The organism is Lysinibacillus sp. FSL K6-0102 (genome assembly GCF_038003545.1).
Classification (GTDB): Bacteria; Bacillota; Bacilli; order Bacillales_A; family Planococcaceae; genus Lysinibacillus; species Lysinibacillus capsici.
Window position 1 is genome coordinate 4,668,287 of sequence record NZ_JBBOPH010000001.1, and the last position, 18,098, is coordinate 4,686,384.

Consider the following 18,098-nt stretch of genomic DNA (forward strand, 5'->3'; position numbering starts at 1 on the left):
CACTATTTTTGTTGTTCATATTTTATTGTTGTCAGCATTGCTCGCAATATTTTTGATCGAATGACATCTCTTAATGGGAGATGCAAGTCGATCGTGGAGCGATCAATTGCTGCTAACATTAATTTCGCTTCTCGCTTGGAAATTACCTGCTCATCAATGAGTCGATAAACCAAATCTTCTGCCATTGTTTGTGATGCCCCACCTTCAATTTGCCTGAGAACATCGTCGATTAAATCAATCTGTGAATTCGCGCGGACACGTAAAATTCGAATGTATCCACCACCACCACGTTTGCTCTCAACAAGGTAACCCCGCTCGGCAGTAAATCTTGTATTAATAACATAATTTATTTGTGATGGTACACATTGAAATTTATCAGCGATTTCACTACGTTTAATTTCAATATGCCCTTCTCCACCTAATTCAAGTACTTGCTTTAAGTAACCCTCTATGATGTCTGATATATTACGCATTTTAGGAATACACCTCGCTTGCTTCACTGACTTTGACTATCTTTGACTTTCTTTGAGTATATTATACAAAACGCTTGAAAAAAATTGCAATGATTTCGCCCATAGAAAAGTGGAAAGTCTTGAAAAAGGCTTTTTAAGAGCCGAAAAGAGCCCTTTTTCGATCATTTGTTTACGGTTTAATAATTTCCTTATACACCTAATGTACCCTTATTCGTCATAGAAAAAACGCAAGCATATGCAACTAGCATATACTTGCGTCTATGAAAATTATACCCAGCGACCAACAATTGGATAACGCCAAGGTTCATCAGACAATGCTTTTACGATACCGATGATCGGTACCACAAATACCATAATGCCGAAAATGATTAAAAATGGTAAGCCAATAAGGACAAAGCTTAAACCAACAGAGATAGCGATTAAAACACCCATGACAATTTGGAATAGTAGTGCTTGAATAGAAATTGCCTTTACTTCCTCATCCGAACTAATTAAAAAGAAAATAATGGGCACTAACCATGGCGCAAAAAATGCACTTGCGTGTATGATTACTTTAGACCATTTAGTCTCCATATATATCAACCCTTTCTTTGAACTTTATTCTATGTTTTATGTACTACTATTTACGGAACTATACCCGCAATAGTTTCACATTAAGAAAGATTTTTTAAAATTTTTTTGAAAGGCTGTGAGGAGCGTTGGAATTTAACAACACATTAGCAAATGAATATGAAAAGGGTATTCGCCGTACATTGCCTAGTTATGATGCCATGCTACGTTTAATACAAACTTTTTATCATTCTAGGCTATCAGAAAATGCTAACATGCTAGTCGTGGGAGCAGGAAGTGGCAATGAAATTATACAGCTTGCAGAAGGAAGACCTCACTGGTCATTCACTGGCATTGATCCATCAGAATCCATGCTTACTATAGCTAAAGAGCGTTTACTCACTCTTCCTAATGATATGTCATTCCATCAGGCTACAATACTTGATGCTTCGCTGCCCTCTACTCAGTATGATGCGGCAAGTTGTGTTCTCGTCTTGCATTTTATTCATGATTATAAAGAAAAGCTCGAAACAATAACAGAAATAGCAAGACATTTGAAACCTGGAGCACCATTTGTCCTTGTTTCAAAATATGGTCAGCTAGGCTCTTTAGAAACAGAACTACAATTTGATTTATGGCGTTCTTATTGGCTACAGCATACTAGACTTTCTTTATCCGATGTAGCAGAGATGGAAAAATCCATTCGTTCCCTTTCTTTTATGAGTGAAGAAGAAATTTTAATACTTTTACAAAGTGCGGGTTTTACTAAACCTTCTAGATTTTTTGCCACTACTTTGTTCGGTGGTTGGGTATGCTTTAAAGAGGAGCGCTAACTATTTTGTAGTAAATAATTTGAGGTGAAAACCGTGATAAGCACCATTGGCATTACAAAGCAACAACAATTGTTAAAGGATTTTCCATTAGAAGAGATACATCAGCAAGAATTTGAATGGTATTGGGTTGATTTTAATTGTCCTACAGCCGAGGAGGAATCATTGTTGGATACATTTTTCCACTTTCACCCTCTCGCTATTGAAGATTGCTTAATGAGGTTGCAGCGTCCTAAGCTCGATTTTTATGATGATTTTCATTTCTTTGTCATTCATCGGGTAAACGAAGAGACGTTAGCTGCGGAGGAGGTTAATATTTTTGCCTCCAATAAATTCATCATAACCTTCCATAAAAATTCTGTCCCTGAGATAGAGAAGGTGCAAAAGATGCTGGAAAACCAACCGAAGAATTGGGAGCGAGGTACTGTATACCTAACGTATCAAACTATCGATAAAATTGTTGACAGTTATTTTCCACTCGTTTATAAAATTGAAGATCATCTAAATGCTTTAGAAGGTGAACTTACATACCAAAGTAATGTAAATGCCATGAAAATTGTCTTCGAGTTCCGTAGTGACTTGCTTGACTTAAGACGTACTATTTTACCAATGCGTGATCTCTTATATCGCATTCTCAATTCTTACCGTTTCTCACTAAAAAAATCGGAGAGAGCTTATTTTGGAGATATCTACGACCATCTACTTAAGCTAACAGAGATGGTTGAATCTAATCGAGAGCTTACAGCAGACATGCGGGATAGTTATATGGCTATGAGTTCTAGCCGCATGAATGGCATTATGATGACTTTAACAATTGTATCAACTATCTTTATACCACTTACCTTCATTGCTGGTGTGTATGGGATGAATTTCGATAACATGCCTGAGCTACATGGGCAATACAGCTATTTTATTGTACTTGGGATTATGATAATTATCGTTATCTTTATGTTGGCTGTCTTTAAACATAAAGGCTGGTTTAAACTGTTTAAACCATAAAAAGACTGCTCGTTTTAATGAAAACGAGCAGTTTTTTTAATCTATTAATACGGTCCTTTGTCATCAATCTTATTATCACCCTGCTGTGGAAATAAAAAGTAGGCTAATACCCCTGATCCCAAAGCTGCACATATGGTAATTAATAATTGCTCAACATCTGGTACCTCAGCATGGTAGTTTCGTAGCATATAAACAGAACCAATGGCAACAATCACCATGACAGGAATAACAAATTTAAAACGTTTTTTCTCCATACCACCCCTCCTTCCATTTTTTATTTTCGTACGATTTTTAGATTGCTAAACAGTTCGTATTTTACAGGTTTCCTATTTTAAATTCAAATTTACATCGCTTCACCATTTGGACTAACAATAAAGTAAAAAAATAAAGAAATATCCAATTTTTTAACCAAATATTCAGCAAATAATAGTAAAATAGATTTAATCCCATTTATTTATTAAATATACAAACCTAACAAATTTCAAAAGTGCTTATTTACTTACAATTTATTATGGATATTAAGAATGGAGCAAATAATAATGAGTTGGTTTTCAAAAAATAGTAGTTCTAGCTACGCAATTACATTAACACCTGAAAATTTTAAGAGCGGTGTACAGTTAGATGTATTGAACCACCCCAATCTTCAAAAACAATTACAACTTTTAAATTTAACACTTGAGGATTTAGCTATCATTAAGCAGCTACAGCCTTTAGCTAAAGACTTAATTCCTGAAATGGTGGAGAAATTTTATGCAGCCATTAGTTTGAGCCAAGATTTACTTGATATTATTAATAGAACATCACATATTGATCGTTTGAAAATCACGTTACATAAACATTTAAGTGACATTTTTGAAAGTCATATTAATGATGCCTACATTGCTGAGCGAAAAGCCATTGCTGAGGCTCACGTTCGAATTGGCTTGCAGTCAAAGTGGTATATTGCCTCATTCCAGTCACTCACTACTACTTTTGCAAACTTTGTGAACGAGGTGGATATTTCTAAAACAGATGCTATTCGTGCTATAAACGCTTTTTGTAAAATCATTAATTTTGAGCAACAACTCGTGATTGAGGCATATGAAAAAGAGGAAGAACGTATTCGCTCAGCAGCAGATGCAACAAAAAATTCCCTTGTAACGACGATCCAAAGTACTGCAGAAGAGCTTAATGCCATTAGTGAAGAAACAGCCGCATCATTATTAGTGATTTCCTCACAAACAGATGATATTGCTGTAGCAACCAAGCAAGGATTGAACTTCGTAGCAGATACACAAGATAAATCAAGACGAGGCCAACAGCAATTGAAAGAACAAAATGATTTAATCCAAGTTATTTTGCAAAGTGTCAATGGTCTTGAGGTAACGATGAACCAACTACGTACCTCTTCTCAAAAAATTTCTGAAATCGTTGGGCTAGTTACAGGCATTGCTGATCAAACCAATTTATTAGCATTAAATGCTTCTATTGAGGCTGCACGAGCTGGAGAACATGGGAAAGGTTTTGCAGTAGTGGCTGAGGAAGTTCGTAAACTTGCGGAGGAAACAAAAAATGCCGTCCAAAATGTTTCTCACCTTATTAAGGAAACAGAAAGTAATATTACGACTATGGCTAATTCAGTTACTAATGTTGATCAAAAAATTCAACATAGTGTCAATACACAAGAAAGTTTATCCAAGTCATTTAATGATATTGCTGATGCAGTTTCTGGCATTCAGCAGCAATACGTAAATACATCGAGAGATATTTCAGCTATATCTAATTTAATCACTGAATTATCGCAAGGTGCTACACTAGTCTCTTCTTCTTCCGACTCGCTCATTAATGTTGTCAATGAACTAAATATGTAAAATAAAAAAGGGAACTCATTTGGAGTTCCCATTTTCCTTAATGCGGCAATGCACGTTTTTGTTTACGGTGCTCTCGTCTTGCTGGCCCAGTTTCAAATAAACGCTTCTCTTCATCTGTTTCAGGATAGATTGAGGGAACTGGTACGGGTTTCCCTTCCTCATTTACTGCAACCATCGTGACAAATGATTCTGTCGTTAATTTTTCCTCGCCAGTCTCAATATTGCGAGAAACAACGCGAACATAAACCTCCATTGAAGAACGTCCTGTAGACGAAACAATACTCTCGATTTCAAGAATATCTCCTACATGTGCAGCGGATAAAAAATCAACCGAGTCAATAGAAGCTGTCACTACAAGGCCTTTCGCATGTTTCATTGCTGTAATAGCAGCAATTTCATCAATATAAGCTAACACTCTTCCACCGAAAATAGAATTGTGATTATTTGTGTCTGGGGGTAATACGAGACGCGATTGAACCGTACGTGATTGGCTCATGGGTACAGCGTTGTTTGGCATAATTCTTGCAACTTCCCTTCTCATGTTGTTCTTTCGTCATCGTATCGCAGAAAAAGAGCTGATGCAAATTTAGAACGATTTTTTAATCGAAATAAATTTCATATCAGTCATTTCTTCTATAGCCCACTTAATTCCTTCACGTCCATAACCACTCATCTTTACTCCACCATATGGCATGTTATCTACTCGGAATGTCGGAATATCATTAATAATGACAGCACCAGCCTGTAATTCATCTGCTGCATATAAAGCATCTGACAATATATTCGTGTAAATACCTGCATTTAGGCCAAGGTCCGACTCATTTACAAGTCGAATTGCGTCGTCTAATGTTTCATATGAAACAATTGAGACGATTGGTGCGAATGTTTCCTGACAAACAATTTTCATATCAGCTGACACATTCGTCATAACTGTTGGCGTTAAAGTACGTTCAGTAAATACGCCTCCAGTTGCAATCATAGCCCCCTGTTCTTGTGCCTCCTCAATCCATTCCCTAATACGTTCCACTTCATTTGGATTTATCATGGCACTAACATCTGTTGTCTTCTCTAATGGATCTCCTACTATAAGCTTTTCTGTTTCTGCAACAAATGCTTTAGTAAATTCATCAATAATGGAGGAATGCACATATATACGTTGTAACGAAATGCATACTTGTCCAGCAAAGTTAAAAGCACCGCTTACACAACGACTGATAATTTTATTTATTGGCGTAGATGGTTCGACAATTACTGCAGCATTAGAACCCAGCTCTAAAGTTACTTTACGTAAGCCTACTTTTTCTTTAATCTTCAAACCAACCTTACCACTACCTGTAAAGGTTACTTTTTTGACATATGGATGTGTGACAAGCGTATCACTAAGCTCACCCCCACTTCCTGTCACAATTTGTAATGCCCCATCGGGTAATCCTGCGTCTCGGAAAATTTCAGCCATAACGATAGCACTTAGTGGCGTTTGTGTAGCTGGCTTTAATACAACTGTATTGCCTACTGCAAACGCTGGACCTAACTTGTGTGCCACTAAATTGAATGGAAAATTAAATGGCGTAATGGCAGATATTACACCTAAAGGTTCTCTTTTTGTCCAGCCTATTCGATCCCCTGCTCCAGGGGCTGCATCCATTGGAACCGTCTCACCTTTTGACTGTTTAGCTCCCTCAGCCGCAAATTGATAGGTTGCGATTGTACGGTCAATTTCAGCTAAACCTGCAACAATAGGTTTTCCAGCCTCCAAGGCTAAAATCTCTGCAAGTTCTTCTTTTCTTTGTCGCATCATATCAACAACTTTATATAATATTTCGGCACGTTCGTAGGCTGTTGTCTTTTTAAACGATTGGAATGCCTGCTGCGCACCTTCGATAGCTTTTTCTACATCTTGAATAGATGCTTTAGCTACATGAGCAATAACCTCACCGCTATATGGAGAAGCTAGCTCATAGCTTTCCTCTGCATCATGCCACTGACCATTAATCCAAAGTTTTGTATCCTTCATCCTTCAAATGCACCTCCAAATAATCATGTTCTTCTTTATTCTATCACGAAGAACTTGAACTAGACGCAATGGCAGCTGCACTAACCGCTGCAATCATTGCTGCTTGCTGTGCTTGGATTAATAGCTCAATAGAAGACATAATGGTCATGGACAAAGATTTTTGTACCTTTGCCATATCATAAATAGCAAATTGTACAGCCATAAAGAGCACAAATTCACGATGCCATTTTAATAACTTCATGTCTTTTAATTCATGGTATAAATCAATCAACCCTTGAAGTTGTGCTTTATCCAGATTAAGTATGGCTAAAAAGCCAAGTAAAGGATAATGCATAGCCTTGACTTTAACGTTTTGCTTTTTGAGCCCATCACGAAGGGTTACAACATCGGGTACTAGCTGACCATCAAATTTGGGTGATAAAAATGTTAATACCTGTGAAAGCCATTGGAGTTCATTGCCAGCATTAAAATTAGATGTTCTTAGTTCTTTATAGTATCGATTCATGGTATCCGCGCGCAATTCAACATCATCAGATGGACTGCTTAATAATATGGCATAAGGAATGTCCTCATATGAGGTTAAAAATGGATGATGTTTACGTATAGCATCAAATAAGACTCTTGCCGCCTGTGCATGCGTCTTTTTATCCTGTTCATCCTCCGTCAAGAATTGTGCTCCAATATAGCTAAAATTGCCGCTTCTGAATTTCGCTTCCTTTAAGATGCTCACATTTGTAAGTAAATTCTTCACTGCCTTTTCTGCATCATCTTGCTCCATGAGGTTGGCAGCAATACTATATCCAACGGTTGTCCGTAAAGGAGACAGCCATGAAGATTGCTTCTTCATCTCTTGTAAAACATTTTTATACTTCGTTGCATCAAAAGTTTTTCCTGAGGCTACAAATGTACTAGCAATAGCTAATACAATTTTACGGTCCACCGTCCAGCCTGCAGCCTTTGATACCTCCTCTACTGTATTGGCAAATTCATTTTCAATCATCACATAATCCATATTTATCACACTCCTTTACCCGTTTTACGTAACATAATGTGAGAAAGATTCACCCTCTTTGTAACAATTAACATAAAAAGTAAACATAATTTAATGTATGTTACTTACTTTATTTGATTTAATAGAAAATATTAACAACCTATGAAGGAGGTATGGCCGATGTTAGCAAAAACCACAAAGAAACTATTATTTACCATGACCTTAAAGGATCGATTAAATCTATTCCTTTTCCTAAAAAATTCATCCAATAATATCGCTTTACATACTCTTTTCCATAAAAATTAATATCAAAACACTTGAACGCCCAAAATCAATATTCATCATTCCTATAAGAAAAGAGTCATGTGTCCTAAAGCCTCCCTTTCCATACAATAACTTTTCTACTTCCAGATAAAAAAACAGCGGCAGAAAAACTTTGCCGCTGTACAGATAACTTGTTAAATTAACCCTAGCTCTTGCAGTTCTTCAGAGTTGAAGGCTCTTGACCTTGTTAGGAAACGTTTTCCTTCTACGCCCTCGAGTGAAAACATGCCGCCTCTGCCGTCCACCACATCCAATATGATTTGTGTATGCTTCCAGTAATCATATTGATTTTTGTGCATATAGAAAGGGGCACCACCCACTACACCAAGGCACACATCCTGATCTCCTATTAGCAAATCCCCTTCTGGATAACACATAGGTGAGGAGCCATCACAGCATCCGCCTGATTGATGAAACATAACGGGCCCATGTTTCTCTTTTAATAGATCGATTAGTGCTAGCGCTTCTTCCGTAGCTAATACACGTTCAACCACGCTCATGCACCTCCCTACGAATTAGAAGAAACCAAGTTTGTTTTCGCTATAGCTAACTAATAAGTTTTTCGTTTGTTGGTAATGCGCTAACATCATTTTATGATTTTCACGACCAACACCCGACATTTTGTAGCCACCGAATGCAGCATGTGCAGGATATGCGTGGTAACAGTTTGTCCAAACACGACCAGCTTGGATTTCACGACCGAAGCGATATGCCGTATTAATATCTCTCGTCCAAACACCTGATCCTAAACCATATAATGTATCATTCGCAATTTCCAATGCTTCCTCTTTCGTTTTAAATGTCGTGACAGCAACTACTGGTCCAAAAATTTCTTCTTGGAATATACGCATTTTATTATGTCCTTTGAAAACAGTTGGTTTAATGTAGTAGCCATTTTCGAAGCCTTCACCTACATTATTTTTGTCTCCTCCAATTAGACATTCTGCACCTTCTTGCTTACCAATATCTAAATAAGAAAGAATTTTTTCCATTTGCTCACTAGATGCCTGTGCACCCATCATTGTGTTTGGATCAAGTGGGTTGCCAACTTTAATGGCTTCTACTCGCTGTAATACGCGCTCCATAAATTTATCGTAAATTGATTCCTGAATCAGTGCACGGGAAGGACAAGTACATACTTCCCCTTGATTTAGAGCGAATAGCACAAAGCCTTCAACAGCTTTATCTAAAAAGGCATCATCTTTATCCATAATATCTTCAAAGAAAATGTTTGGCGACTTACCACCCAGTTCTAATGTTACTGGAATAAGATTTTGAGAAGCGTATTGCATAATTAAACGCCCTGTTGTTGTCTCACCTGTAAAGGCAATCTTACCAATGCGTGGATTTGATGCAAGCGGTTTCCCTGCTTCTAAGCCAAATCCATTTACAACATTAATGACACCTGGTGGTAGTAAATCTTCTATTAATTCTAAAAGCACCATAATAGATGCTGGTGTTTGTTCTGCAGGTTTTAATACGACACAGTTTCCAGCTGCAAGTGCTGGCGCAAGCTTCCATACAGCCATTAATAACGGGAAGTTCCAAGGTATAATTTGGCCAACTACGCCAATTGGCTCGTGGAAATGATAAGCAACTGTATCGTTATCTATTTGGCTTACTGAGCCCTCTTGAGCACGTAATACCCCAGCAAAATAACGAAAATGATCAATTGCAAGAGGGATGTCTGCATTTAATGTTTCGCGTACCGCTTTACCGTTATCCCATGTTTCAGCAACGGCTAGCTTTTCTAAATTTTGCTCGATACGGTCCGCAATTTTAAGTAAAATGTTTGCGCGTTCTGTTGGTGATGTTTTACCCCATGCATCCTTAGCAGCATGTGCCGCATCTAATGCATGTTCAATATCCTCAGCTGTGGAACGTGCTATTTGTGTAAAAACTTGTCCAGTAACAGGAGTAACGTTATCAAAGTATTGACCCTTCACTGGGGGTGTCCATTCGCCACCGATATAATTATCATATTTCTCTTTGAATTGAACTACCGATCCTTCAGTGTTTGGAAATGCATAAACCATTTTACTTCTCCCCTTTACACAATTTAATGAGAACTATCTACAAAAAACGTTATTTTATATCGGAATAACAATATTTTCATAGAAACCCTCTCACCTAATATATTGTCAGAAACATAAAATAATTTCAACTTTTTCAAAAACTTTTTCCAACTAATTTATTTTTGCTAGAAAAGCTTCTAGCATTCACTGTATGTGCGACGTTAAGGTATACTTAAAAATAATATAAAATATAGGAGAACAATATGCGTATTAATAAATATTTAAGTGAAACAGGCATCATATCTCGTCGTGGCGCTGATAAATGGATAGCAGAAGGAAAGGTAACAATTAACGGAGAACTGGCAACAGTTGGTAGTCAAGTTGAAACAGGAGACATTGTTTGCGTGAATGGAAAAGAGGTAAAGAAAGAACAACAGCTTGTTTACATTGCTCTAAATAAACCTGTCGGCATTACAAGTACGACAGAGCGTCATATAAAAGGCAATGTTGTTGATTTTGTCAATCATCCTCTACGTATTTTTCATATCGGGCGTCTTGATAAGGAATCAGAGGGGCTATTATTATTAACGAATGATGGTGATATCGTCAATAAAATTCTACGTGCTGAAAATCATCATGAAAAAGAATACATTGTTCAAGTTGATAAGCCTATAACTGCGCAATTCATCCAAAAAATGGGTGAAGGTGTCGATATTTTAGATACAACAACCTTACCATGCCATGTGGAAAAGATTTCAGATAAAGTATTTAAAATCATTTTAGAGCAAGGCTTAAACCGCCAAATTCGCCGAATGTGCTCAGCACTAGGGTATTCCGTTAAGCGTCTACAACGCATTCGTATTATGAATATTAAGCTTGGTAATTTAAAGGTAGGGCAATGGCGTGATTTAACGGAGAAGGAACGAACAGAACTATTCAAACTACTCAATTACACACCAAAATAGATACATCCAAAGGGAGGGACGAGGACTATGATATCCATTCAAAGCACAGAACAACTAACAGGGGTACGAATTAGCGCGGATTATTGGGATTTAGATGAACTAATTAATGCTATTTATAAAGTAACTGGTGACGAAAATAAATACTATGATTATCAGGGTCCTCGACTACGTATTTTAAGCGTTTGCTATAAACTAAGACATGCTATGCTTGGTGAGCATCACCTAGAGTTTGTTAGTAATGGACTTAATAAGAGTGTTCTAACACAACATGAACTCATCTTTCCAAATAAGAATGTCTATTTTTCAACAGAAATTCTTTGGCCAGAAATTATCTTTAGTGCAATCGCATTAAATGATTTTATTGAACTGCACCAAAAATTAAACAATGCTTCTATATGGAATCATGAGATAGCTATTATTCGTAAATTTCAAGCAGCTATTGCTGAATGTTTAGAGCAGGAGGTAAGTGACGAAGATTATGTTGTGTTTTTAAGAATGTTACATGCTAAAAACCCCTTAACTTTCCGTTTTGCAACACAATACGTTGATGTTTTAAATCTAGAGTATATTGAATTAAGTAAAGAGGAACGTCAGGCACATTTAGCTGCATTTGCTGTGCGATTAATGGTAGAGGACCATGAATATGTAGCATTAAAATCCCACCTGATGGAAGCAGCTATGGCAACGAAACAAGCATTACATGATATTCAAATTCAACTTAATTATCCTGAAGAAATACTGTGGTGAACGAATCATGCCGTCTCAAAATAATTGAGACGGCTGTTTTTCTATTCAATTGTTTTGTAGGCCATTTTATAAATAACTTCCTTGTGCTGAGGATAATCTACTAAAAGCTCTTCCTGTGTGAACAATTCAAAGTCCTCAAAGTCAAAGCCTGGCGCCACCATACATCCGACTAAACTAAACGTCTCAGATTCCTCCACCGACGAGCCGAAAATTGTATGCTTTGGTACTGCAAGCTGAGGGACTTCCCCCGCTTCTATATTCAAGCCAAGCTTCTTCGCTTCATATGTCCCATCTGGGAAAATCATATGAACTGTTAGTGGGCTTCCAGCGTGATAATACCATAGCTCGTCCGATTGTAGACGATGTAAATGTGAAATATCCTGTGAGCGCAGAAGGAAATATATACTAGTATAAATCGGTCTCTGTACATCTCTCACTGCTATATCGTCCGATGCACGGAACGATGAAATGTAATAGCCCCCTTCAGGATGTTCGGCTAACTTTAAATGTTCAATAAAATATTGTGCTGAATACTTCAAAAAGCATCACTCCTTTTTTCAACCTTACCAAAAAGTAAAGTGGAAATGCTACCTCTGATTTTCTTTCAACATACAAGCCAAAAAGGACATCTCAACATGAGATGTCCTACCATTTTTATAATCCGCCTAAATAAGCTGCCTTTACTTGCTCGCTCTCTTGTAGCTCTTTTGCTGAACCAGATAAAACAATACGCCCTGTTTCAAGTACATATGCACGGTTAGCGACAGATAATGCCATATTAGCATTTTGCTCTACAAGTAATACGGTTGTTCCTTCTTTATTAACCTGTTCAATAATATTGAAGATATTTTTCACCATCAACGGTGCAAGACCCATCGAAGGTTCATCCATTAATAACAGTTTTGGTTTTGCCATTAAGGCGCGCCCCATCGCCAGCATCTGCTGTTCCCCACCAGATAATGTACCTGACTGCTGTTTTCGGCGCTCTAATAATCGTGGAAATAACTCGAAAACATGATCCATATCTTTCTTAATACCTGCTTTATCATTACGCAGATACGCACCAAGCTCTAAGTTTTCCTCAACTGACATATTGGCAAAAACACGGCGTCCTTCTGGAACGTGAGAAATCCCTGATTTAACAATAGTCTGTGCCGCTTTCCCAGCTATCGAAAAGCCTTCATATTCAATAATGCCACCTTTTGGCTTTAATAAACCTGACAATGTCTTTAAGAGCGTACTTTTTCCAGCACCATTTGCACCGATTAACGTTACAATTTCACCCTCGTTTACTTCTAAAGAGAGGCCCTTTAATGCTTGGATGTTGCCATAAAAAACATCGATATTTTGTACTTTTAGCATTAGCCGATAACCTCCTCTCCAAGGTATGCTTCTATTACCTTTGGATTGTTGCGAATTTCTTCTGGTGTCCCGTCAGCGATTAATTGTCCGTGATCAAGTACGTAAATGCGCTCACAAATACCCATAACTAAGCTCATATCATGCTCAATCAGCAATATTGTTAAGCCGAACTCTTTACGAATAAATGCAATTAGCTCCATTAAATCGTGAGTTTCTTGTGGGTTCATCCCTGCTGCTGGTTCATCCAATAGAAGCAGTTTGGGATTTGCTGCTAACGCACGAGCAATCTCTAAACGACGTTGCATCCCGTATGGCAAATTCTTAGCTAGCTCATCTTTATAGACATCTAAGCCAAAGATTTTTAAGAACTCAATGGACTGTTGCTCCATTTCGGCCTCACCTTTGAAATGCGTAGGTAAACGAAAAATAGAAGCCCACATAGAATGCTTTGCAAGTGAATGATTGGCTACCTTTACATTGTCAAGAACAGATAGCTCTTTAAATAATCGAATATTTTGGAACGTACGGCTGATCCCTTTCTGTGTAACCTGATAGGGTGCAAGTCCATTCAATTTCAGACCATTAAAAGTAATTGTACCTTCCGTAGGTGTATATACCCCTGTTAACATATTAAAGCTAGTTGTTTTTCCAGCTCCGTTTGGCCCAATAAGTCCTACCAACTCGCCTTGGTTAAGGTACATATTAACACCCTGTACTGCCTTTAAACCACCGAATTGAATACCCATATTTTCAACATTGATAAGAAGGTTTCCAGTCATTATTTCGTACCTCCCTTTTTACCAAACTTAAATAATTGTGTTATCTCTTTCGTTCCCATTAAGCCTGTTGGACGATAAAGCATCACGATAATTAATACTAAACTGTAAATAATCATACGCGTTTCTGGGAAGTTTGCTAGATAAGTAGACACGACTGTTAGGAAAATCGCAGCAATCACTGAACCAGAAAGACTTCCTAAACCACCAAGTACAACGTAAATTAAAATATCAAATGATTTTAAGAAACCGAATGTTGTCGGTTGAATAATGTAAAAGTTATGTGCAAAAATGGCTCCTGCTAGACCTGCGAAGAAAGACCCAATCGCAAATGCAACAACTTTATAGTAAGTTGTGTTAATACCCATCGCATCTGCTGCTATTTCATCTTCTCGAATGGAAATACACGCACGCCCATGACGAGAATTTGTAAAGTTTGAGATAACTAGAATCGTTAACACTACGCCAAAGAATGCGTATGTCCAGTTCGATAAATATTTAACCTGCATCCCTGCTGCGCCACCAACATAATCCGTATTTAAAAAGATAATACGAATGATCTCTGCAAATCCAAGTGTAGCAATCGCTAAGTAATCCCCTTTTAAACGAAGCGTTGGAATCCCTACGATTAAACCAGCAACTGCTGCTGCAGCAGCCCCTAATAAGATGGCCAATGGGAATGGTAACATTAACTTTGTTGTAATAATAGCGGATACATATGCTCCAACTGCAAGGAACCCAGCATGCCCAATTGAAAACTGTCCAGTAACACCAATAACAATATGCAAGCTGACAGCCAACATGATGTTAATACACATTGTGATCAACATATTTTTATAGTACAAATCAATTACTTCTGTTGTAATCAACAATTGTACAACTGCATAGATGACTAGCGCTATTACGGCATAGCCCCAGAAAACTTTAGACTTTTTCATAAAACCGCTCACCTACACTTTCTCACGGGCGTTTTTACCAAAGATACCCGATGGTCTGAAGATTAAGATTAAAATTAAAATAACGAATGCCGCTGCATCACGCCATAACGAGAAGCCAAGTGCACTTACTAAGGACTCTACAACACCTAGTAACATACCACCAACCATAGCGCCAGGGATGATACCAATACCACCAAGAACAGCTGCGATAAATGCTTTAACCCCAGGAATAACCCCCATTAACGGGTCAATTTTTGTATAATAAACCCCAAAGATAACACCTGCTGCACCAGCTAAAGCTGAACCAATCGCAAACGTTGCAGAGATTGTATTGTCAACGTTAATACCCATTAAGCGAGCTGCATCTGCATCGTGGGAAACGGCACGCATCGCTTTACCGATTTTTGTTTTATGTACGATGAATTGTAAAAGAATCATCAGTACAACTGCGACTGATAAAATTAAGATGGAAGTACTGCTGATTTGAACGCCAAAAATATCTAATGATTTATTTTTGAAAACTTCAGGATATGCTGCTGGTTGTGCACCTCTGAAGAAAATTGTTGTATATTCAATTAATAGCGATACACCTATCGCTGTAATTAAAGCTGCGATACGTGTCGCATTTCGTAAACGTTTATAGGCAATACGTTCAATTAATACACCAAAAATTGCACAAACTAACATCGCCAATAATAATGCTGGGAAGAAACCAAGCTCCCATTTAGCAATAGCGTAAAAGCCAATAAATGACCCAATCATGAAGACATCACCATGAGCAAAGTTAATCAGCTTGATAATACCGTATACCATCGTATACCCTAACGCTATTAACGCGTAGATACTTCCAAGTGAAATACCGTTCACAAGTTGCTGTATCCATTCCATGCGCATTCACTCCTTTAAATTTTCTGAAAATTGAAAAATAAGTACATAGATCGATACTAAAAGTTATGTTTTGCTCTACGATTCTAGTTATCTAACACACAAAAAAGGAAGGCGTGTTTACCCGCCTCCCCCTTGCTTACAAAACATTAAGGATTAACTTTAGAGTTGAACACTTGTTTACCGTCTTTAAATTCAAGAACTGTTGCTGTTTTAATTGGGTTATGATTTTCGTCAACTGAGAAAGTACCTGTTACTAAAGAAAGATCTTTTGTTGCAGCTAATTCATTTTTAATTGCTTCCCCATCTGTAGAGCCTGCACGTTTAATTGCATCAGCAATGTAGTAAATTGTGTCATAACCAAGTGCGTTGAATGCGTCAGGCGCTTTGTCACCATTTGCCGCTTTAAATGCCTTTACGAAATCTTGAATTTTTTGATCTGGGTCTTCAGCAGAATAGTGGTTTGTGATGAATGTGTTATTCAATGCATCCGCGCCAGCTAATTCAATTAAAGTTGGAGAATCCCAACCATCAGCACCCATCAGAGGTACATCAATGCCCATTTCGCGTGCTTGTTTAACAATCAAACCTACTTCTTCATAATATCCAGGGATAAAGATAAAGTCAGGATTTGCCGCTTTAATATTTGTTAATTGTGTACGGAAATCTGTATCCTTCGCTACATAAGCTTCTTCTTTTACAACTTTTCCGCCACTCTTCGTAATCGTTTCTTTAAAGGATTTTGCTAAACCTTTTGCATAGTCTGATGCATTATCTGCAAAAATAGCTACATTTTTCGCATCTAGCTCACCTGAAGCAAAATTAGCTGCTACAATCCCCTGGAATGGGTCAATAAAGCATGTACGGAAAGCATATTCATTAACACTGCCATCCTCATTTACCGTGATATTCGGTGCTGTACCAGAACCCGTAACAATAGGAATTTTATTATCATTTGCAATTTGAACAGTAGCTACTGTATTACCTGAAGTTGCAGGTGCTAGCATTGCTACTACTTTATCCTGCGTTGCTAGTTTAATAGCAGCTGAAGTTGCTTCAGAGTTCTCTGATTTATTATCTACTTTAATCAGTTCAATTTTCTTACCATCAATACCGCCAGCATCATTAATTTCTTTTACAGCCAGTTCTGCACCTAGCCCAATAGAGGAACCATAAGATGCTACATTCCCTGAAAGCTCTAAGTTGGCACCGATTTTAATTGTATCGCCATCAGATGAACCTCCGCCTGATGATGAGCCTCCGCCAGAACTTGAATCGTCTCCGTTACCGCAACCAGCAAGAACACCAGCAAGTAATGAAGATGCTACTAAAAGTGAACCGAACTTCTTAAGCTTTTTGCTCTCTCTCATAATTAAATTCCCCCTGAAAATTTCTCAAATATTAGATATTTCTGATAATTATAAACAATTAAATTCATTTACTCAATAGCCAAAATAATTATTTATAACTATCTAAAAACAAAAGAAAATATTATTCATATAAGCCTTTTTCATTGTAAAACATTCTTTATATTTAGTCTAGAGTGATTTTTCAGTATAATTAGTTATTTATGAATTATCTTTTAATTCAAACTATAGACTAGTACAAAACTATCAGATGAAATTGTTTTTTCACAATAAAGTCTAGTTACTTTAGAGAAACCTCCATCTATTAGAATTATTTCCCTGAAAATAATCATAAGACTACAAGTAGCTAACTGCTTATACCTGTACTCTAAATAGTTAAAAGCTTAGAGTGGGTTTCCCCATACTCTAAGCTTTTTTTAATTCAAAGACACAAAGGCGCTCATTAATATTTGTTTCATTTTCTAAATGCACTTCATGAAGCAACTCAAATGGTGTTCCATGATGTAAAAATTGTAAATAATCGTAAGGCGGATAATATAAAATTATATGAATATCTCGCATTCGGCGCTCATAGGATTTCCAAATATTGTGAATGACTGTACGAAAAATATGGATTGAAAAAGGATTAAAAAAGAAAAACACATTATCACGTGACTTTATTTCATATGATTCGGCTATTGTATGAATAAACTTAATAGGGGCATGTGCTCTCATTTTTTGAAGATAACTACGTTTATTTTCTTCAGCCTCCGTATAAAACCCTGCATCCATTTCTATCCCAATAGTTGGTATATGGAACTTATGGTGCACATAAATAGGAACTCGCCCTTTCCCGCACCCCATATCAATAAATACTGGATTGTCAGGCATCTGATACGCAGCGAATAATTGCTCCAATCCTCTGTAGGGTGTTGGCTCATAACGATGATAGTGTGCAAGCTTAGGAAAGCCATATTGCTCTCCCACCGTGTTTATATGCAAATGTTTATCAAATTGCTGTTCATTCATATGAA

General features: G+C 37.4%; 21 protein-coding genes and 1 pseudogene. 7 read left to right on the top strand and 15 right to left on the bottom strand.

Going from position 1 to position 18,098, the window contains the following annotated elements; genetic code table 11:
• Positions 1–2: 2 nt before the first annotated feature.
• Together NYE73_RS23775 and NYE73_RS23780 are read right to left on the bottom strand one after the other, a co-directional pair.
• Complete coding sequence (locus tag NYE73_RS23775) at positions 3–473, bottom strand: CtsR family transcriptional regulator (protein ID WP_004233573.1); 471 nt, start codon at positions 471–473, stop codon at positions 3–5.
• A gap of 267 nt (positions 474–740) precedes the next feature.
• Complete coding sequence (locus tag NYE73_RS23780; RefSeq protein ID WP_048395538.1) at positions 741–1,046, bottom strand: DUF4870 domain-containing protein; 306 nt, start codon at positions 1,044–1,046, stop codon at positions 741–743.
• Between the two features lie 125 nt (positions 1,047–1,171).
• Between NYE73_RS23780 and NYE73_RS23785 the strand changes: the two genes are divergently transcribed.
• Positions 1,172–1,855, top strand: a complete 684-nt coding sequence (locus NYE73_RS23785; protein WP_054548954.1) for a class I SAM-dependent methyltransferase — start codon at positions 1,172–1,174, stop codon at positions 1,853–1,855.
• Positions 1,856–1,888: 33 nt separating this feature from the next.
• Complete coding sequence (gene corA, locus NYE73_RS23790) at positions 1,889–2,851, top strand: magnesium/cobalt transporter CorA (RefSeq protein WP_259420053.1); 963 nt, start codon at positions 1,889–1,891, stop codon at positions 2,849–2,851.
• A gap of 44 nt (positions 2,852–2,895) precedes the next feature.
• Here corA and NYE73_RS23795 read toward each other — a convergent pair whose 3' ends face one another.
• Positions 2,896–3,105, bottom strand: coding sequence for a hypothetical protein (locus NYE73_RS23795; protein WP_259950967.1), 210 nt, complete (start codon positions 3,103–3,105; stop codon positions 2,896–2,898).
• Positions 3,106–3,390: 285 nt separating this feature from the next.
• Here NYE73_RS23795 and NYE73_RS24750 point away from each other — a divergent pair.
• Positions 3,391–3,936 (top strand): annotated as a pseudogene (locus NYE73_RS24750) (protoglobin domain-containing protein); the annotation flags it as partial.
• Between the two features lie 120 nt (positions 3,937–4,056).
• The gene (locus tag NYE73_RS24755) at positions 4,057–4,701 is read left to right on the top strand and encodes a methyl-accepting chemotaxis protein (RefSeq protein WP_259956477.1); all 645 of its coding nucleotides are present in this window, start codon (positions 4,057–4,059) and stop codon (positions 4,699–4,701) included.
• 37 nt (positions 4,702–4,738) lie between these two features.
• On the opposite strand, the gene NYE73_RS23805 is transcribed toward NYE73_RS24755, so the two are convergent.
• The 3 genes from NYE73_RS23805 to NYE73_RS23815 all read right to left on the bottom strand — a co-directional run bounded on the left by NYE73_RS23805 (position 4,739) and on the right by NYE73_RS23815 (position 7,727).
• Positions 4,739–5,218: an acyl-CoA thioesterase gene (locus tag NYE73_RS23805; protein ID WP_004233566.1), complete on the bottom strand. Its 480-nt coding sequence runs from the start codon at positions 5,216–5,218 to the stop codon at positions 4,739–4,741.
• Between the two features lie 69 nt (positions 5,219–5,287).
• Complete coding sequence (locus tag NYE73_RS23810; protein ID WP_259950966.1) at positions 5,288–6,715, bottom strand: aldehyde dehydrogenase family protein; 1,428 nt, start codon at positions 6,713–6,715, stop codon at positions 5,288–5,290.
• Positions 6,716–6,758: 43 nt separating this feature from the next.
• The gene (locus NYE73_RS23815; RefSeq protein ID WP_259950965.1) at positions 6,759–7,727 is read right to left on the bottom strand and encodes a DUF4003 domain-containing protein; all 969 of its coding nucleotides are present in this window, start codon (positions 7,725–7,727) and stop codon (positions 6,759–6,761) included.
• 159 nt (positions 7,728–7,886) lie between these two features.
• Here NYE73_RS23815 and NYE73_RS23820 point away from each other — a divergent pair, with 159 nt between their 5' ends.
• Positions 7,887–8,012 carry a hypothetical protein gene (locus NYE73_RS23820; protein ID WP_255409636.1) on the top strand — a complete coding sequence of 42 codons (126 nt, stop codon included), beginning with the start codon at positions 7,887–7,889 and terminating at the stop codon, positions 8,010–8,012.
• Positions 8,013–8,164: 152 nt separating this feature from the next.
• Here the strand turns inward: NYE73_RS23820 and NYE73_RS23825 are convergent, their stop codons facing one another.
• Entirely contained in the window at positions 8,165–8,524 is a 360-nt protein-coding gene (locus NYE73_RS23825) for a DUF779 domain-containing protein (RefSeq protein ID WP_048395522.1), read from the bottom strand.
• A 21-nt stretch (positions 8,525–8,545) separates the two neighbouring features.
• Positions 8,546–10,066, bottom strand: a complete 1,521-nt coding sequence (adh, locus tag NYE73_RS23830; RefSeq protein WP_004233561.1) for an aldehyde dehydrogenase — start codon at positions 10,064–10,066, stop codon at positions 8,546–8,548.
• 242 nt (positions 10,067–10,308) lie between these two features.
• Between adh and rluF the strand changes: the two genes are divergently transcribed.
• Together rluF and NYE73_RS23840 are read left to right on the top strand one after the other, a co-directional pair.
• Positions 10,309–11,010, top strand: coding sequence for a 23S rRNA pseudouridine(2604) synthase RluF (gene rluF / locus NYE73_RS23835; RefSeq protein WP_259420050.1), 702 nt, complete (start codon positions 10,309–10,311; stop codon positions 11,008–11,010).
• 27 nt (positions 11,011–11,037) lie between these two features.
• On the top strand, positions 11,038–11,757 hold the full coding sequence (locus NYE73_RS23840) for a DUF6904 family protein (protein ID WP_054548949.1): 720 nt from the start codon (positions 11,038–11,040) through the stop codon (positions 11,755–11,757).
• A gap of 41 nt (positions 11,758–11,798) precedes the next feature.
• Here the strand turns inward: NYE73_RS23840 and NYE73_RS23845 are convergent, their stop codons facing one another.
• The 7 genes from NYE73_RS23845 to NYE73_RS23875 form a co-directional block, all read right to left on the bottom strand.
• A complete protein-coding gene (locus tag NYE73_RS23845) occupies positions 11,799–12,296 on the bottom strand; it encodes a cupin domain-containing protein (RefSeq protein WP_054548948.1) in 498 nt (165 codons plus the stop codon).
• 115 nt (positions 12,297–12,411) lie between these two features.
• Positions 12,412–13,119: an ABC transporter ATP-binding protein gene (locus tag NYE73_RS23850; RefSeq protein ID WP_048395515.1), complete on the bottom strand. Its 708-nt coding sequence runs from the start codon at positions 13,117–13,119 to the stop codon at positions 12,412–12,414.
• A complete protein-coding gene (locus NYE73_RS23855) occupies positions 13,119–13,898 on the bottom strand; it encodes an ABC transporter ATP-binding protein (RefSeq protein WP_048395513.1) in 780 nt (259 codons plus the stop codon). The genes NYE73_RS23850 and NYE73_RS23855 overlap by 1 nt, the downstream gene beginning before the upstream one ends.
• Positions 13,898–14,833: a branched-chain amino acid ABC transporter permease gene (locus NYE73_RS23860; protein WP_048395511.1), complete on the bottom strand. Its 936-nt coding sequence runs from the start codon at positions 14,831–14,833 to the stop codon at positions 13,898–13,900. Before NYE73_RS23860 ends, NYE73_RS23855 begins: the two co-directional genes overlap by 1 nt.
• A gap of 12 nt (positions 14,834–14,845) precedes the next feature.
• Positions 14,846–15,721: a branched-chain amino acid ABC transporter permease gene (locus tag NYE73_RS23865; RefSeq protein WP_016992164.1), complete on the bottom strand. Its 876-nt coding sequence runs from the start codon at positions 15,719–15,721 to the stop codon at positions 14,846–14,848.
• A gap of 146 nt (positions 15,722–15,867) precedes the next feature.
• On the bottom strand, positions 15,868–17,088 hold the full coding sequence (locus tag NYE73_RS23870) for an ABC transporter substrate-binding protein (protein WP_016992165.1): 1,221 nt from the start codon (positions 17,086–17,088) through the stop codon (positions 15,868–15,870).
• A 402-nt stretch (positions 17,089–17,490) separates the two neighbouring features.
• A complete protein-coding gene (locus tag NYE73_RS23875; protein ID WP_259950964.1) occupies positions 17,491–18,093 on the bottom strand; it encodes a class I SAM-dependent methyltransferase in 603 nt (200 codons plus the stop codon).
• Between the last annotated feature and the right edge of the window lie 5 nt (positions 18,094–18,098).

Excerpts from the sequence above, each read along its gene's own strand:
- NYE73_RS23775 (WP_004233573.1), bottom strand. The coding sequence starts at position 473 with ATGCGTAATATATCAGACATCATAGAGGGTTACTTAAAGCAAGTACTT.
- NYE73_RS23780 (WP_048395538.1), bottom strand. The coding sequence starts at position 1,046 with ATGGAGACTAAATGGTCTAAAGTAATCATACACGCAAGTGCATTTTTT.
- NYE73_RS23795 (WP_259950967.1), bottom strand. The coding sequence starts at position 3,105 with ATGGAGAAAAAACGTTTTAAATTTGTTATTCCTGTCATGGTGATTGTT.
- NYE73_RS23805 (WP_004233566.1), bottom strand. The coding sequence starts at position 5,218 with ATGCCAAACAACGCTGTACCCATGAGCCAATCACGTACGGTTCAATCG.
- NYE73_RS23810 (WP_259950966.1), bottom strand. The coding sequence starts at position 6,715 with ATGAAGGATACAAAACTTTGGATTAATGGTCAGTGGCATGATGCAGAG.
- NYE73_RS23815 (WP_259950965.1), bottom strand. The coding sequence starts at position 7,727 with ATGGATTATGTGATGATTGAAAATGAATTTGCCAATACAGTAGAGGAG.
- NYE73_RS23820 (WP_255409636.1), top strand. The coding sequence starts at position 7,887 with ATGTTAGCAAAAACCACAAAGAAACTATTATTTACCATGACCTTAAAG.
- adh (WP_004233561.1), bottom strand. The coding sequence starts at position 10,066 with ATGGTTTATGCATTTCCAAACACTGAAGGATCGGTAGTTCAATTCAAA.
- rluF (WP_259420050.1), top strand. The coding sequence starts at position 10,309 with ATGCGTATTAATAAATATTTAAGTGAAACAGGCATCATATCTCGTCGT.
- NYE73_RS23840 (WP_054548949.1), top strand. The coding sequence starts at position 11,038 with ATGATATCCATTCAAAGCACAGAACAACTAACAGGGGTACGAATTAGC.
- NYE73_RS23850 (WP_048395515.1), bottom strand. The coding sequence starts at position 13,119 with ATGCTAAAAGTACAAAATATCGATGTTTTTTATGGCAACATCCAAGCA.
- NYE73_RS23855 (WP_048395513.1), bottom strand. The coding sequence starts at position 13,898 with ATGACTGGAAACCTTCTTATCAATGTTGAAAATATGGGTATTCAATTC.
- NYE73_RS23860 (WP_048395511.1), bottom strand. The coding sequence starts at position 14,833 with ATGAAAAAGTCTAAAGTTTTCTGGGGCTATGCCGTAATAGCGCTAGTC.
- NYE73_RS23865 (WP_016992164.1), bottom strand. The coding sequence starts at position 15,721 with ATGGAATGGATACAGCAACTTGTGAACGGTATTTCACTTGGAAGTATC.
- NYE73_RS23870 (WP_016992165.1), bottom strand. The coding sequence starts at position 17,088 with ATGAGAGAGAGCAAAAAGCTTAAGAAGTTCGGTTCACTTTTAGTAGCA.
- NYE73_RS23875 (WP_259950964.1), bottom strand. The coding sequence starts at position 18,093 with ATGAATGAACAGCAATTTGATAAACATTTGCATATAAACACGGTGGGA.